The 14577-nt window shown below is 48.5% G+C and carries 12 protein-coding genes; all 12 read right to left on the bottom strand.

Going from position 1 to position 14577, the window contains the following annotated elements; translation table 11 throughout:
• Positions 1-257 precede the first annotated feature (257 nt).
• The 12 genes from nrdR to H065_RS0114235 all read right to left on the bottom strand — a co-directional run bounded on the left by nrdR (position 258) and on the right by H065_RS0114235 (position 14325).
• On the bottom strand, positions 258-788 hold the full coding sequence (gene nrdR, locus H065_RS0114290) for a transcriptional regulator NrdR (protein WP_017813761.1): 531 nt from the start codon (positions 786-788) through the stop codon (positions 258-260).
• Between the two features lie 46 nt (positions 789-834).
• Positions 835-1410, bottom strand: a complete 576-nt coding sequence (locus tag H065_RS0114285; protein WP_017813760.1) for a lytic transglycosylase domain-containing protein — start codon at positions 1408-1410, stop codon at positions 835-837.
• Positions 1407-2003: a dephospho-CoA kinase gene (gene coaE, locus H065_RS0114280; protein ID WP_017813759.1), complete on the bottom strand. Its 597-nt coding sequence runs from the start codon at positions 2001-2003 to the stop codon at positions 1407-1409. The genes H065_RS0114285 and coaE overlap by 4 nt, the downstream gene beginning before the upstream one ends.
• A gap of 9 nt (positions 2004-2012) precedes the next feature.
• Positions 2013-2858: a DNA-formamidopyrimidine glycosylase gene (gene mutM / locus H065_RS0114275; RefSeq protein WP_017813758.1), complete on the bottom strand. Its 846-nt coding sequence runs from the start codon at positions 2856-2858 to the stop codon at positions 2013-2015.
• Between the two features lie 23 nt (positions 2859-2881).
• A complete protein-coding gene (gene polA, locus H065_RS0114270; RefSeq protein ID WP_017813757.1) occupies positions 2882-5566 on the bottom strand; it encodes a DNA polymerase I in 2685 nt (894 codons plus the stop codon).
• Between the two features lie 154 nt (positions 5567-5720).
• Positions 5721-6380 carry a phosphate signaling complex protein PhoU gene (gene phoU, locus H065_RS0114265; RefSeq protein ID WP_017813756.1) on the bottom strand — a complete coding sequence of 220 codons (660 nt, stop codon included), beginning with the start codon at positions 6378-6380 and terminating at the stop codon, positions 5721-5723.
• Between the two features lie 144 nt (positions 6381-6524).
• On the bottom strand, positions 6525-7280 hold the full coding sequence (gene pstB / locus H065_RS0114260; protein WP_017813755.1) for a phosphate ABC transporter ATP-binding protein PstB: 756 nt from the start codon (positions 7278-7280) through the stop codon (positions 6525-6527).
• Positions 7281-7419: 139 nt separating this feature from the next.
• On the bottom strand, positions 7420-8694 hold the full coding sequence (locus H065_RS0114255; RefSeq protein WP_017813754.1) for a methyl-accepting chemotaxis protein: 1275 nt from the start codon (positions 8692-8694) through the stop codon (positions 7420-7422).
• A gap of 165 nt (positions 8695-8859) precedes the next feature.
• Positions 8860-9591: a response regulator transcription factor gene (locus tag H065_RS0114250; RefSeq protein WP_017813753.1), complete on the bottom strand. Its 732-nt coding sequence runs from the start codon at positions 9589-9591 to the stop codon at positions 8860-8862.
• A gap of 212 nt (positions 9592-9803) precedes the next feature.
• Positions 9804-11621 carry a two-component system histidine kinase PnpS gene (gene pnpS / locus H065_RS0114245; RefSeq protein ID WP_017813752.1) on the bottom strand — a complete coding sequence of 606 codons (1818 nt, stop codon included), beginning with the start codon at positions 11619-11621 and terminating at the stop codon, positions 9804-9806.
• Positions 11622-11633: 12 nt separating this feature from the next.
• Positions 11634-12620 carry a bile acid:sodium symporter family protein gene (locus tag H065_RS0114240; RefSeq protein WP_017813751.1) on the bottom strand — a complete coding sequence of 329 codons (987 nt, stop codon included), beginning with the start codon at positions 12618-12620 and terminating at the stop codon, positions 11634-11636.
• Positions 12621-13464: 844 nt separating this feature from the next.
• Entirely contained in the window at positions 13465-14325 is an 861-nt protein-coding gene (locus H065_RS0114235; RefSeq protein WP_017813750.1) for an SDR family oxidoreductase, read from the bottom strand.
• Positions 14326-14577 lie beyond the last annotated feature (252 nt).

The following is a 14577-nucleotide window of genomic DNA, read 5'->3' as shown; positions in this document are numbered from 1 at the left end:
GAACAAATTGATGCAGAAATCATGCTATACCGTTCTATAGAAATAAAAGCTCGATAACCTCTGTAATCGGAATCCTGCTTCAACTAAATAAACCGTATTTCTGCCGCTCTCCTTCCCCGGAGGTATGCAGCAGCAATGCGGTTTTATTCTGACCTTATACAAAAAAGCATCACTGCTTCCTGTCTCCCTTGCTGGAGACTCCAAGCGGTGATGCTTTCTTTTACTGTTTTTTCGATACGGCAAACCATATGTCCAAATTACTGATCTTCGCGTTCGCGATCATGCTGTGACAGAATAGAATCCTGCTTGATCGAATGCTTTTTGTCCTGTTTGGAATCGTCATTCAGCAGTCCTTCCAGCTCTTTCATGAACATGCTGATATCCTTGAACTGACGGTATACCGAGGCAAAGCGCACATAAGCCACTTCATCAACAGGATACAGCTGTTCCATCACCAGTTCCCCTACAGCACGACTTTCTACCTCGGCCAGGGCTGTTGCATACAGACTCTTCTCAACCTCTGATACAATCGCGTCCAGCTGGTCAACTGATACCGGGCGTTTCTCACAGGCACGAATCAGACCGCGCAGCAGTTTGTCCCTGCTGAACTCTTCACGACTGCCGTCTTTTTTGATGACGATAAGCGGAGTAACCTCCACCATCTCGAATGTGGTAAAGCGGCGGCTGCAACTCTCGCATTCCCGCCTGCGACGGATCGACTTGTTATCATTGGCTGGACGGGAATCCAGCACTTTTGTTCCGTTGTGACCACAATAAGGACATTTCATTTCCAGTGTCACCTTCCTTTCCCTTTATGCCGTTTATTCCATCTATTCAGAAGGCGTCATATAATTTGGTATATTGCTTATAATAATATAATACACGTTGCACATAATGTCTTGTCTCGCCATAGGGAATGTCTTTGGCATGCTCCAATGTACCATCCCACTGGCCGCTGCTGATCCAGCTTTTCACCTTGCTCGGGCCGGCATTATAGGCTGCGATCACCGCAATCTCATTGCCACCAAACTGCTGCATCAGATTGCCCAGATACCAGGTACCAATCTCGATATTCGGATCGGCATCATGCTTGACCGTATCCATGGATACATTGTTCAGATGTGCTTTGTCCATCACCCACTGAGCCGTATCAGGCATCAGCTGCATGACGCCAAGAGCACCTTTTTTGGATTCCTTACTAGGCTGGAAATTCGTCTCTACCCGGATAATGGAAGCAATCAGAAATGGATCGACCTGATATGCCGAAGCATGGGCACGAATTTCATTCTTGTATTCGATCGGATAGATCCATGCCAGCCAGCGGGTATTGAACAATACCAATACCAATACAACCAAAAACAGCGGCAGCAGAATCCGTTTACGGATCAGTTGATGTTTGAGGTGGTTCATGACAGGCCTCTATTCACCCAGAATTGCTGCAGCTGCTGCTGTGTCTGTTCCAGTGTGCCGCTGTTATCGATCACAATATCCGCTATCCGTTTTTTCTCCTCGATATCCATCTGTGCAGCAAGCCGTTTCTCTGCCTGCTCCGCTGTTAATCCATCCCTCTGCATCAGCCGCTGCAGCTGTACCTCGCGTGGTACATATACGACCATAATTTCGTCGAACTGGTAAGCATCCTTTGCTTCGAGCAGCAAAGGAATATCCGCAATGACCAGCCGCTGCGGATCGGCTGCTTCCAGCTCAGCTACACGGCTGTGAATCAGAGCGCGGATCGCCGGATGCGTAATGCCTTCCAGCGCCTGTCGTTCCTCGGGATGAGTGAAAATATGCTCGCCCAGCTGCTTGCGGTTCAGTGTACCGTCCATATTCAGCATATGTGCTCCAAAGCGCTCTCTGACCTGCTGCAGTACCGGGTGACCAGGCATCATGATTTCCCGTGCGATCAGATCAGCATCGACCAGTGCAGCTCCATGCTGTACCAACCAGGCGGAGACTGTACTTTTCCCCGTAGCGATTCCTCCGGTTAATCCTATATTCATGCTGTCACCTCAATGTTTCTGTCGTATCGGAAGAGGCTGGCAGACCGGACAGAAGTGTGTACCCCTGCCGCCTACTACCGTCTTCTCAATCAACGTCCCGCATTCATAGCAGGGCTGTGCTTTGCGTCCATAGATGCGCAGACTATGCTGGAACATGCCCATTTCACCCTGGCCGTTCACATAGGATTTGATGGATGATCCACCTGCTGCTACAGCATCGGTCAATGTCGAGACAATAGCTTCATGCAGACGAATCAGCTGCTCTTCGCTCAGATCCTCGGCGATTCGCTCGGGATGGATACCGGCACGGAATAAGGCCTCATCCACATAGATATTTCCGATTCCTACCACGTACGCCTGATTAAGCAGTACCGGTTTGATCATCGTCTTGCGCTTGCCGATTACCCGGATAAATTGCTCTGTTGTAAATTCCGGATCGAGTGGTTCCTGGCCGAGCTGCATCAGCGGTTTGGATTCCAGATCTTCACCTGTTTTGAACAGATGCATGGTTCCAAATTGGCGTACATCCTTGTATCTCAGTTCCGTACCATCAGTAAAATGGAAAATGACATGGGTATGTTTTTCCACCGGTTCATTCTGTTCATATACACCATAGCGTCCTTCCATCCGCAAATGGGATACCATGACAAGTCCATCCATAACAATTCGCAAAAATTTGCCGCGCCGTTCTACGGTTTCTATGGTATGTCCCTGCAGTTCCAGTGCAAACTGCTGTGGATCATCCGGACGCTGGATAATGCGTGGCAGCGATACGGTAACCCGTTCAATTTGTTTGCCGGTGACCAGGGTGTTAAGAGTGCGTCTGACTGTTTCTACTTCCGGCAATTCCGGCATATGATTCACCTATCCTTTATATACTATTTCGCTTCGTACCAGTTGGAGCCATAGCTCACATCCGCTTTGAGCGGAACGGCCAACTGCAGGGCTTCCTTCATCACCTGTGGAACGAGAGTTTTCATTTCTTCCATTTCATCGGCAGGTACTTCGAATACCAATTCATCATGTACCTGCAGCAGCATACGGCTGATAAGCTTCCGATCTTTGAGTGCCTTGTCCATATGCACCATCGCCAGTTTGATAATATCTGCTGCGGTTCCCTGAATTGGCGTATTCATCGCTGTACGCTCGGCAAAAGAACGCAAATTAAAATTCGATGAACGAATCTCTGGCAAATACCGGCGACGTTCCAGCATCGTTTTCACATAGCCGTTCTTTTTGGCTTCATTCACGATATCATCCATATAGCGGCGTACACCCTGGAATACTTCAAAATACTGGGCAATAAATTCCGATGCTTCCTTACGCGTAATATTCAGGTTCTGGGACAATCCATAGTCACTGATACCATATACAATTCCGAAATTGACAGCTTTGGCAGAGCGGCGCATATTGCTGTCGACTTGTTCATGGTCTACTCCGAATACATCCATCGCCGTTTTGGTATGGATATCCATATCATGCAGGAAGGCGTCTTTGAGTCTTGGGTCATCGGAAATATGGGCGAGTACACGCAGCTCGATCTGCGAATAGTCTGCCGCCAGCATCGACCAGCCCTGCTCGGAAGGCACAAATACTTTGCGCAGTTTGCGCCCTTCTTCCAGACGAATCGGGATATTTTGCAGATTAGGAAATTGGCTGGACAAGCGTCCGGTGGCAGTAATCGTCTGGCGGAAGTACGTGTGCACTTTGCCGGATTTGGGATGAATCTCTTTGAGCAATCCTTCCACATAAGTGGATTGAAGTTTGGCAAGCTGACGGTAATTCAAAATCAGCTGCACAATTTCATGATAGGGTGCCAGCTTTTCCAGTACATCCGCACTGGTGGAGTATCCGGTCTTGGTCTTCTTGTCCACCGGTAATCCAAGCCGCTCGAATAAAATATCACCAAGCTGTTTGGGTGAATTCAGATTGAACTCGGTGCCCGCCAGCTCATAGATTTGTGTAACCAGCTTATTAATCTGACCTTCGAACTCCTTGCCAAGTGCACGCAGTTCATCGGCATTTACAGCAACACCCTGCTTTTCCATATCTGCCAGAATGCGGGATAATGGCATCTCCAGATCCACGAACAGACTGGTCATCTCATTTTGCTCCAGCTGTTCACGCTGCAGCGGCACAAGCTGACGAATCGTCGCTGTTTTGCGGGCGAGATGCAGGCTGAGTACGTCTGCTTCCGGTACCTTGTAGCGTGCACCCTTGCCGAATATCGCCTCATCTTCCGGCAGCTGCGGCAGTCCGCTGCGGCCAGCGAGTACGCTCAGGCTCTGACCCGAATCGGTCGGGTCCAGCAGATAGGCAGCAATCTGAATATCAAACCGTGCACCGGCAAAAGGAATATCGTCCCAGAACAGCACCAGATCGGCGCGATGCAGATCATGACCATCCTTTGGAATCGATTCATCCGCCAGCCAGCTGCGAATCGGAGCCGCCGCTTCACTTTTCAGCGTCTCAGGCGTCAGGAAGAAATATTGATCCGGTGCAGACAGTACAATACCAACCAGACTGGCATGATGCGGGTTCTCTCCGCGGCTCTCGATGTGCACCACATCAATTTGCGGAAGCGCAGCTTCCAGCTCGGCCATTTCTCCCTCACCAATCACTGTCACTGCTAGTTCTTCAGCCTGCTGTCCGGCAGATTCATCCAGATCCAGATGATCCAGTACAGCGTCCGGAGCTGTAGATGACAGATCCAATCGCTGCAGAATCGACTTGAATTCGAGCTTTTGCAGCGCAGATACAGCGGTAGCAGCCTGGATGCCTTCATACTTCATGCTATCCCATGTCTCATCAAAAGGAACTTCACGGAAAATGGTCGCCAGTTCCTTGCTCATGCGTGCATCGTCGGCATGGGTCTCGATTTTCTCTTTCATTTTGCCTTTGAGCTCACTCGTATGATCAAGCACTTCTTCGACTGTTCCATATTGATGAAGCAGCTTCAGTGCTGTCTTCTCGCCCACACCCGGAATACCGGGAATATTATCGGAAGCATCACCCATGAGTCCCTTAAGATCTATAATCTGCGCAGGAGTCAGACCATAGCGTTCTTGCACCTCGGCAGGTCCGTAGGCTTCAATATCACTGACACCCTTGCGCGTCAGACCGATTTTGACATGCTCGGAAGCCAGCTGCAGCATATCTTTGTCCCCGCTGATGACGATTACTTCGCAGCCTTTTTGCTCGGCTTGCAGGGAGAGTGTACCGATAATATCGTCGGCCTCATAACCTTCCAGCTGGTAGTGGCTGATGCCAAAGGCTGTCAATAAATCCTTGAGTAAAGGAAACTGCTCGGATAGCTCGGGCGGTGTCTTTTGACGACCACCCTTGTATTCCTGATAACTGCTGTGACGGAACGTAATTTTTCCGGCATCAAAAGCGACCATCACATGAGTCGGTTTCTCCTCTTCCAGCAGCCGCAGCAGCATATTGGTAAATCCGTACACCGCATTGGTATGCATACCGCTCGATGTGGTCATCGGCTGCTGCATCGCAAAAAAAGCGCGGTAAATAATGCTATTTCCATCTATTAACATAAATTTTTCCATAGATCCTCCTATAGTCAAAGCGTACATGTACAAGTAAGTATTTTGAGGTTCTTCAGTAATAACATTGCTTATTCTATGATACCACAAGGCCCCCTTTTCCAAAACAAAAGCACCGGATAAGTTCCGGTGCTTGGGTGGTATTGCGATGAAATTGTCAGTTATTCAAATCCGGACGTCTGCCGGTAACCAGATATACGACACTTTCGCCGATATTGGTTGCATGATCAGCAATACGCTCGATATAACGTCCAGTTAGATTAAGCAGCATAACCTGTGGACCGTCAGCCGCATTCTCCATCATATGCTGATGCAATTCGCGAATCATGCCGCTGTACATATGATCGACCTGGTCATCATCGTTACCGACTTTATGAGCCAGATCCGTATTCTCGTCCAGATAAGACTGGATAGAATCCCGGGTCATCTGCATAACGATATCCGACATGCGCGGAATATCTACCAGAGGTTTAATCAGGTTGGAGCCCTGCATACGCAACGTAACTTTGGCTACATCACGAGCCAGATCCCCCATCCGTTCCAGATCGCTGGAGATCTTGAATGCGACAATAATACGGCGCAGGTCCTTGGCAACCGGTTGCTGGGTCACAATCAGGCGTGAACCGATATCCATGATCTTCTCTTCCATTTCATTCAGGCGATAGTCATTGTCCACGACGGCTTTGGCTTTGGCTGTATCCAGCGTCTGCAATGACTTTACCGCGTCTTCAAGTGCCTCGATCACATGATCTCCCATGGCAGTGAGCAGTTGCCGGAGTTCACCGAGACTTTCATCAAATCCTTTGCGGTTAGGCATTCATAATCCTCCTCTAGGCTGGTTGAATAATGCAGATTACACCGCTTATGACAGTTGGTCGGTTTCTGCGCCCGGACGACAGGTTGATCTTTTCCGGTACCGGCTTGGAGCGGTCAGCTATTCAACAAGCGAAGAACTGCCGCCTTAGCCGAATCGGCCGGAAATATAATCTTCCGTGCGGGAATCGGTCGGATTCGAGAACATTTCTGTCGTATCCGTAGACTCTACCACTTCTCCATTCAGGAAAAATGCCGTCTGGTCGGAGATCCGTGCTGCCTGGTGCATGTTATGGGTAACCATAACGATGGTGTAATCTTTTTTGAGATCCTGCGTCAACTCTTCAATTTTGAGAGTAGAGATGGGATCAAGGGCAGAAGTCGCCTCATCCATCAGCAGAATATCCGGCTGGCTGGCAATCGCACGTGCAATGCACAGACGCTGCTGCTGACCGCCGGACAGACTCAGCGCCGACTTTTTGAGATAGTCTTTGACTTCCTCCCACAGAGCGGACTGTCGCAAGCTGCGTTCCACAATCTCGTTTAGCTGCGATTTGGAGGTAATTCCCTGCAGGCGAGGTCCATAGGCTACATTTTCATAAATGGATTTGGGAAACGGATTGGGCTGCTGGAATACCATGCCCACCTGCTGGCGCAGATCCTCCACTTCCACTTCATCTCCGTAAATGTCGGAACCGGCGATCTCTACCTTGCCTTCGATCCGTGTGCCGGGGATCATGTCATTCATCCGATTTAATGTACGCAGCAGCGTCGATTTACCGCAGCCCGACGGCCCGATAAATGCAGTGACTGCTTTTTCCTGAATAGTAAGTCCGATATTTTTAAGAGCGTGATGCTTCTCATAATATAAATTCAATTCTTCAATGCGAATAATGTCTGACACAGAGTCACACTCCCTTGATTCTCTTGTCTGGCAATCACAACCGGGTCATGATTCCGACTGGCATCTATACATCATACGTGATATTTGTAAACCGAGAGCTCCCGTATTGTAAAGAGAATGTAAAACTTCCGATCGTCTGTCAGCTCTGCAATCCAGCCGATACAAGAGTGGTCAGACGACCTGCCTCTGCGGCTCGCTCCAGCAGCTGATTCGCATGGAGCGAAGCTTCATCCGCACCTGCGGCCATCTCGATAAACAGACGATCCGCCTGGACAATAGAAGCCATACTTTGTTCCATCGTCTGTTCTGTTGTCTGGCTGTATACGGCCGATTGTCCAATCATCTTATTCAGATGATTCAATAGCCTCGTCACATCGGCAGAGAGCGTAGTAATTCGGCTGGACAGATGCCGCATCTCGCCAGCGACCACTGCAAATCCGCTGCCAGCCTGAGCAGCACGCGCTGCTTCGATAGAAGCATTGAGTGCCAGCATGGTACTCTGTCCAGCCAATTGGGAGACATCATCCAGCACTTTACGTGCCTGAACGGTCTGCCGGAGCATTTCTTCCGCCTGAAGACGCTGGCGGCTGACCAGCTGTTGTGCCTCCCGGAAGCTTTCGTTCGCTGCCTGCAGCTCACTATGCCCGGATATCGTACGACTCTTGATTGCTGCCAGTTGACTGGAAGTATGCAAGGCAGCTCCGGTCACTGTCTGCACAGCCTGCTCGATTTGCATAACGAAAGCACTAGTCTCCCGAAGCGACTGTACTCGCTGTTGTTCCGCCAGAGATTGCAAATAACGGGACAGTTCCATCATATCCCGAATCGTGACCGCTCCGACCAACTGTCCCCGATCCGTGAGCAGCATACATTCATAAAAAGCTTCGCCTTCCCGCCCCAGAGCCGCATCTACGGCTGCTGCTGCATCAGTATGAATATCCATGACCAGGATACCCGGACGGGTAAATTGGCTGGTCGGACGTCCTTCATACAACTCGGTAGCAAATCGACTCGCCATACGGCGGTAGAACTGCTCCCTCATAATCAGACCGATCGGTTCTCCTGCTTCACTGCATACCGCAATACAGGGCAGCTGCTCTTCCCTGCGAAAACGCTGCAGGGTCACGCCGCATGTCTCATCAGCCGTAATCGATGGAATCGTAATCCGGTAATGCAGCAGTATCTGTTCAGAATCGCTGTTTGTTATGGGTGTAGATGATTGCCCGACAGGACTTTGGACCCTCAAAGTGCGATCCAGTTCGTTAGTATCCGGCAACTGATTTCTCGTCTCTTCACCTTCCCGAATCTCCGTTATTTCTGTACCGGCATCCTCTGTGCTTGCCTGTTTTATTATAGTTTGGTGATCTCCATATTTTACTTTATTTTGTGGATTTTCCAGCAATAGATTAGACAAACCTATCGTCTCCCTTAGTTCTTTAGTATCACTTCTCCTCTCAGACTAATTCATGATTGTAAATTTAATTTGCAGATTAATACGCGATTATGTAATCATCCAAGTAAAAATTTCTGATTTCGTGTTCTTCTTCTTTTTGCACAAAAAAAGATGCCCGTCATTCCGTTAACCGGAATGAGGAGCACCTGCTTTTTTGCGGACAACGAGTTTGTAGCCTACGCCGCGGATTGAATCGATATGTACCGATTCCGGATCCAATTCGAGCTTTTTGCGAAGAGAACTCACATGCACATCAACAGTACGCTGACCGCCGATATAATCAAATCCCCATACCGCATTCATCAGATCATCCCGTGTCATAACCACGCCTGGCTTGCGTGCCAGATACAGCAATACTTCAAACTCTTTGGGACGCAGTGTAATCTGCTGGGAACCGAGTGCTACTTCGTATTTGTCCGGATAGATCATCAGATCACCCAGCTCAATACGGCTTTCCTGGGAATTCTCTTCCACTGGCTGATCTTCACGACCGGTTGCCCGGCGTAGTACAGCAGCTACACGTGCCAGCAGCTCCGATACGCCGAAAGGCTTGGTAATATAATCATCGGCGCCGGCTTTGAGACCTTCGACGACTTCTTCTTCCGCATTCTTGGCTGTCAAAATAACGACAGGCGTGCGTATGCCGGAGCTGCGCAGTTTTCGTAAAATATCTAATCCCGACATTCCCGGTAACATCAAATCCAGCAGAATCAGCTCAAACGATTCATTCTGAGCTCGTTCCAGACCGGCACTGCCATGGTCTTCTACTGTAACTTCATATCCTTCCTGTGTCAGGTTGTAGGACAACAGTCGGGACAGCGTTGATTCATCTTCAATGACCAGCAATCGTTTAGTCATGATAACCTCCATATGGGTTCACATTTCATCCACCTTGAACAGCATATCACTATTTTGTTAACACAGTGTAAAAATATAGAATTTGATTAGCCAGCAGTTAGCGGTAAATCAAATCCGCAGCTGCCAGCCTGCATTTTCATTACATTTATCGTGTGCAGAGATCTGTTAAAATCAGTGAGAAGCTGTATTTTCTGTGTCACATATGATCCGGATTAGAAGTCTCCTTCATCCTCCTGCAGCAGCGGCAGATTCACGGTAAATGTAGTACCGATATTCACTTCGCTCTCTACCGTGACCATTCCATGATGCAGTTCCACCAGATGCTTCACAATCGATAATCCAAGCCCAGTACCGCCTGAACTGCGTGAACGTGCCTTATCCACCCGGTAAAATCGTTCAAAGATACGCGGAAGATCCTTGCGCGGGATGCCCATCCCTGTATCACTCACATCAAACTGAATGCGTTCCTCACCTTCCGGCGACATTACCTCTTTGACATCGAGCGTGACTTTGCCGCCATCCTGCGTATAGTTGATCGCATTGGAGATCAGGTTTACAGCAATCTGCCGCAGCCGATCCTCGTCCGCCTCCATAAACAACTCTTCCGGTACATTCATTGTCATCGTAATATTTTTCTTGGCTGCCGAAGAGTTCAACATTTCCCGAATTGTATCAAAAAAGGGCTGCAAATGAATCGGTGAGAAATTCAACGGCGAGCGCTTGGATTCGATTTTGGATAATTCCAGAATATCGCCAATCAATCGATTCAGCCGCTCACTTTCATCATAAATGATCTGCAGGAATGAACGTGCAGTCTGCTCATCCTGTACACCACCGCTTAGCAAGGTCTCGGCAAAGCCTTTGACTGCAGCGATCGGCGTTTTCAGTTCATGGGAGACATTGGCAACAAATTCACTGCGCATCCGCTCCAGACGACGGATATTGGAGACGTCCTGGATCAGGAACAGCATGCCCCGGTACGTATCATCGTCTTCGAACATCGGCACTCCGTCAATCTCAATCAATCGTGGCTCCGGATTATACAGGGTCTGTTCATCATGGATGCGTTCCTTGCGGCGCAGCCCTTCACCAAGCAGCTTGCTCAGCTCGTAGTGCTGCTTGAACTCCTGATACGATTTGCCGATAATTCGCTTGGAACTAATCCCCAGCATCTCTTCTGCAAAGCGGTTCACCAGTGCTACATTGCCATTGAATTCCACCATAACCATACCGCCGGTCATATTGGCGAGTACACTTTGCAGAAGATCTTCATTGTCACGGATGACTTTGAGCTGCATCTCCAGACTGTCGGCCATATTATCGATCGCTTTACCCAGATCGCCGATCTCGTCCTGCCGTTCCAGCTTCACTCTGGCTCCATAATCCAGCCGTGAGATCCGGTTGGCGACACGGGTAATATGCTCCAGTGGCCGGGTGAGACTGGACGCAACCCGATAGCTGACGAGCGCTGCCACGAGGAATAATACCGCGAGACTGATGCCCATGACAGTCCATGCACTGCGGACCCCATTCTCTACCGCTTGCAGACTCATGGATAAACGGATATAACCGTCAAACTGCCCTTGCTTATGTACAGGTGCGGCCACATACAGCATATTCTCCTGCAAAGTATTACTGTACCGGATCGCGCTGCCGAGCCCGTTGGCCTGGGCGGCTACAATTTCTTCGCGATCCTTATGGTTATTCATGCTCCGCGGATCACTCTGCGAGTCCCCGATAACGGTTCCATCTTGTTCGATAAAGGTCACTCTGGAATCAGTAAGCTTGCCAATCGCCACTGACTGGCTCGTGTAATAATCGAGTACAGCTTGAGTAGGCGAACCAAGTGTTCCTTCATTTTTAAAATCAAATGTAGTCTCCAGCAGACGAATTTCCCGCAGCATATTATCTTCCAGGGTCTGCACATGGGAATCTTTGTAGATTTTCCCCATGGTAAAGGCAGCTGCCAGACCAAGCACTCCCAGCAGCAGCATAATAATCAGGGTCAGGCGGACACGGAACGGTTTCATGCTTCTCTCCTTTTACGATGTTTTGCTTTCCTGCAGCTTCTGCTTGCTCCGGTAGCTGGCAATACGCATAAATATAGAATATTGAAGCGTTGCCATAGGTTGTTGAAGCATAATGCCCAGCACGACTGGTACAGCCGTCTGCGGGCTAAAATACGACATGGCTATGACCATACCTACCGAGATATTGCGCATTCCCGACGTATAAGCCAGCGTCACCGGCAGCTCTCTGCCTTTTGCGCGAAGTATACCAGAACATACGTAACCGAGTCCATAGCAGAGTGCCACAATAATAAACACAGCCGGAACAACCAGCAGCAGATCGCTGCGCAGTGCGCTGAGCTGTGGAGCGATTGCAGCCGCATTAAGCAAGACCACGCCAGCAAAACAAAGTTTGGAGACGGGCAGTGTCACTGGTGCAGACCATTCCTTGAACTTTCCTTTGGATGCTTCGTACACAATCATACCAAGCAGCGTAGGCAGTACAATAATCAGCATCAGATCCTGAATCATGCCCAGCGTATCAAACTGGATATTGGCGCCAAAAAACCACTCGATAATACCTGGTACGACAAACGGGCTGATCGCCGAATCCACAATCACCATCGCCAGGGCAAGAGCTACATTGCCTGTTGACATACTCACCCATAGTACAGAGGATACGCCCAGCGGAATAGCAGTGAACAGCACCAGACCAATCGTGTACGGCGAACCCTGACCAAACATTAGCTCACCCAGTCCATAAGCCAGCAGTGGTGCAGCTACATGGGCAAAAAGCAGTGTTACAAACACAGGTGCAGGCTTTTGCAAAACACCCTGTAAATGCTTGCGTCCGCAACCAATTCCCATCACGAATGTCACATAAGCGAACAGATAGGGAATCCAGCCGGTATAAGCAATCAGATAATCGGATAATACGAATCCAAGCAGCAAAGTACAAGGAATAATCGCGAACATGTACTTTTCAAAATTACGGGTAAATGCTGCTGTCCATTGTCTCATTTCTCTTCATCTCCAGCCTTTTACAATTGTTGTATGTACCATGATAACACACGTATGCGAGCAGCAAAGGTGAAAATGGTAACTGACAGCAAAAAAAGTTTAACGTGTGCATTTTAGTAGTCTAATGGTTATTGTGTTAAGTTTTGCAGATATCGGATTGCTTGGGGGTTGATGATAAAGCACTCCAGAAAGGAATAAGAGCACGTCCTCCGATTAAGCCTGGAGATCCTTTAATAGTTGTAGAAAATGAGGATCTCCAGGCTTAAAGGTCGTCCTTTGCTCTTATTTCCTTTCTTCCGTTCCGTGCATGCAGTGTCATTCGCGAATTTTATCCAGAGTACTACATTCTTAATGCTAAGTTCTTAATAAAAATATAGTTGGTTGTAGGAGTTCATTGCGAGTACGTTGTACTTATTCCTAGCTTCCGCAGATTCTCTAAGTCCTCATCAATTGTATGATCCCGCTGATATTAAACAATATATAATATATACTTCAGAAATTCGCACTTCACAGACCTACGATATACCGCCGGATTTTGCTTATACGAATGATACGCGACGCATGGAACGCAGGAAAGGGAATAAGGGAATAAACGACATTTAAGCCTGGAGATCCTCTGCTTCTCTATCCTATTCAGGATCTCCAGGCTTAACTGAAGGAGATACCCTTATTCCTTTCCGGAGTGGCTAACGATCCCCCGTACCATGCTACAAAAAAAGACGAGAACCACCCACATCAAACATGGACGACCTTCGTCTTCTATTATTTCTATACGCTAACGCATAATGTAATCTACACTCACTGCAGAATTCATTTCACTAAGCGCTCGTTGTAAACCAAAGTATTAACCGTTTATAATCTCGCCACCGTTGACGTGAATCACCTGACCACTTACGTAAGAGGAATCGCTGCTTGCCAGATACACATAGGCTGGAGCGAGTTCTTCTGGTTGGCCTGGGCGTTTCATTGGCTGGCTCTGACCGAACTCCTTGACTTTCTCTTCATCAAAGGAAGCCGGGATCAGTGGTGTCCAGATTGGGCCTGGAGCTACACCGTTCACACGGATACCTTTCTCTGCCAGGTTCATGGACAGCGCACGGGTAAAGGACAGGATCGCTCCTTTGGTGGATGAATAATCGAGCAGTACCGGCTCACCGCGATAAGCAGTGATCGATGTTGTATTGATAATGGATGCGCCTGCATGCAGATGCGGCATCGCAGCTTTGGTCGTAAAGAACATACCGAAGATATTAGTACGGAATGTACGCTCCAATTGCTCTGCAGAAATATCTTCGATGGTCTGCTGTACATGCTGTTCTGCAGCATTATTTACCAGAATATCGAGTTTTCCAAGTTCTGCGACGGCTTTTTCGACAGCACTTTTCGCAAAGGATTCGTCTCCGATATCACCGGCAATCGCTATGCATTTGCGTCCTTCTTTTTCAACAAGAGCTTTGGTTTCTTCTGCATCCTCGTGCTCATCTTTGTAGAAGATCGCAACGTCAGCACCTTCTTTGGCAAAATAGATCGCGACTGCGCGACCAATCCCGCTATCACCACCTGTGATAATAGCTGCTTTGCCCTCCAGTTTGCCTGCTGCTTTGTATTCGGGTGCATCAAACTGCGGGCGTGGTGTCATTTCGGATTCAATACCAGGGTGTCTCTCCTGATGTTGTGGAGGTAAACTTTCGGGTCTGTTCGACATCATTCATTCTCCTCTCATCATTGGATTATCTAGGTTGTTCATTATGAGCCGATCGTGCCGGATGAAGAATAAGGTTATCGTACGCCTGTATCAACTGTACTTCTATTCATTCAACCGTGCCTGCTCTTCATTTCGCTACGCTGCATTATTACCACACGTTCTAAATGTCTAAACAATTGATTTTGCATTTTTTGCCTTTTCAACCAGCAAAAGAGCCTCCACCGTTAGATGGTCAAGCCCCTATTTTGTAGA

It is taken from the genome of Paenibacillus shenyangensis (genome assembly GCF_000346635.1).
In the GTDB taxonomy this organism is placed as follows: domain Bacteria; phylum Bacillota; class Bacilli; order Paenibacillales; family Paenibacillaceae; genus Saccharibacillus; species Saccharibacillus dauci.
This window is presented reverse-complemented; position numbering and strand designations above follow the sequence as displayed.

Bases quoted from the DNA above. Each gene is read 5' to 3' on its own strand.
- phoU (WP_017813756.1), bottom strand. From the start codon at position 6,380: ATGCCTAACCGCAAAGGATTTGATGAAAGTCTCGGTGAACTCCGGCAA.
- H065_RS0114240 (WP_017813751.1), bottom strand. From the start codon at position 12,620: ATGAGACAATGGACAGCAGCATTTACCCGTAATTTTGAAAAGTACATG.
- nrdR (WP_017813761.1), bottom strand. From the start codon at position 788: ATGAAATGTCCTTATTGTGGTCACAACGGAACAAAAGTGCTGGATTCC.
- mutM (WP_017813758.1), bottom strand. From the start codon at position 2,858: ATGCCGGAATTGCCGGAAGTAGAAACAGTCAGACGCACTCTTAACACC.
- H065_RS0114235 (WP_017813750.1), bottom strand. From the start codon at position 14,325: ATGTCGAACAGACCCGAAAGTTTACCTCCACAACATCAGGAGAGACAC.
- H065_RS0114285 (WP_017813760.1), bottom strand. From the start codon at position 1,410: ATGAACCACCTCAAACATCAACTGATCCGTAAACGGATTCTGCTGCCG.
- polA (WP_017813757.1), bottom strand. From the start codon at position 5,566: ATGGAAAAATTTATGTTAATAGATGGAAATAGCATTATTTACCGCGCT.
- coaE (WP_017813759.1), bottom strand. From the start codon at position 2,003: ATGAATATAGGATTAACCGGAGGAATCGCTACGGGGAAAAGTACAGTC.
- H065_RS0114250 (WP_017813753.1), bottom strand. From the start codon at position 9,591: ATGACTAAACGATTGCTGGTCATTGAAGATGAATCAACGCTGTCCCGA.
- pnpS (WP_017813752.1), bottom strand. From the start codon at position 11,621: ATGAAACCGTTCCGTGTCCGCCTGACCCTGATTATTATGCTGCTGCTG.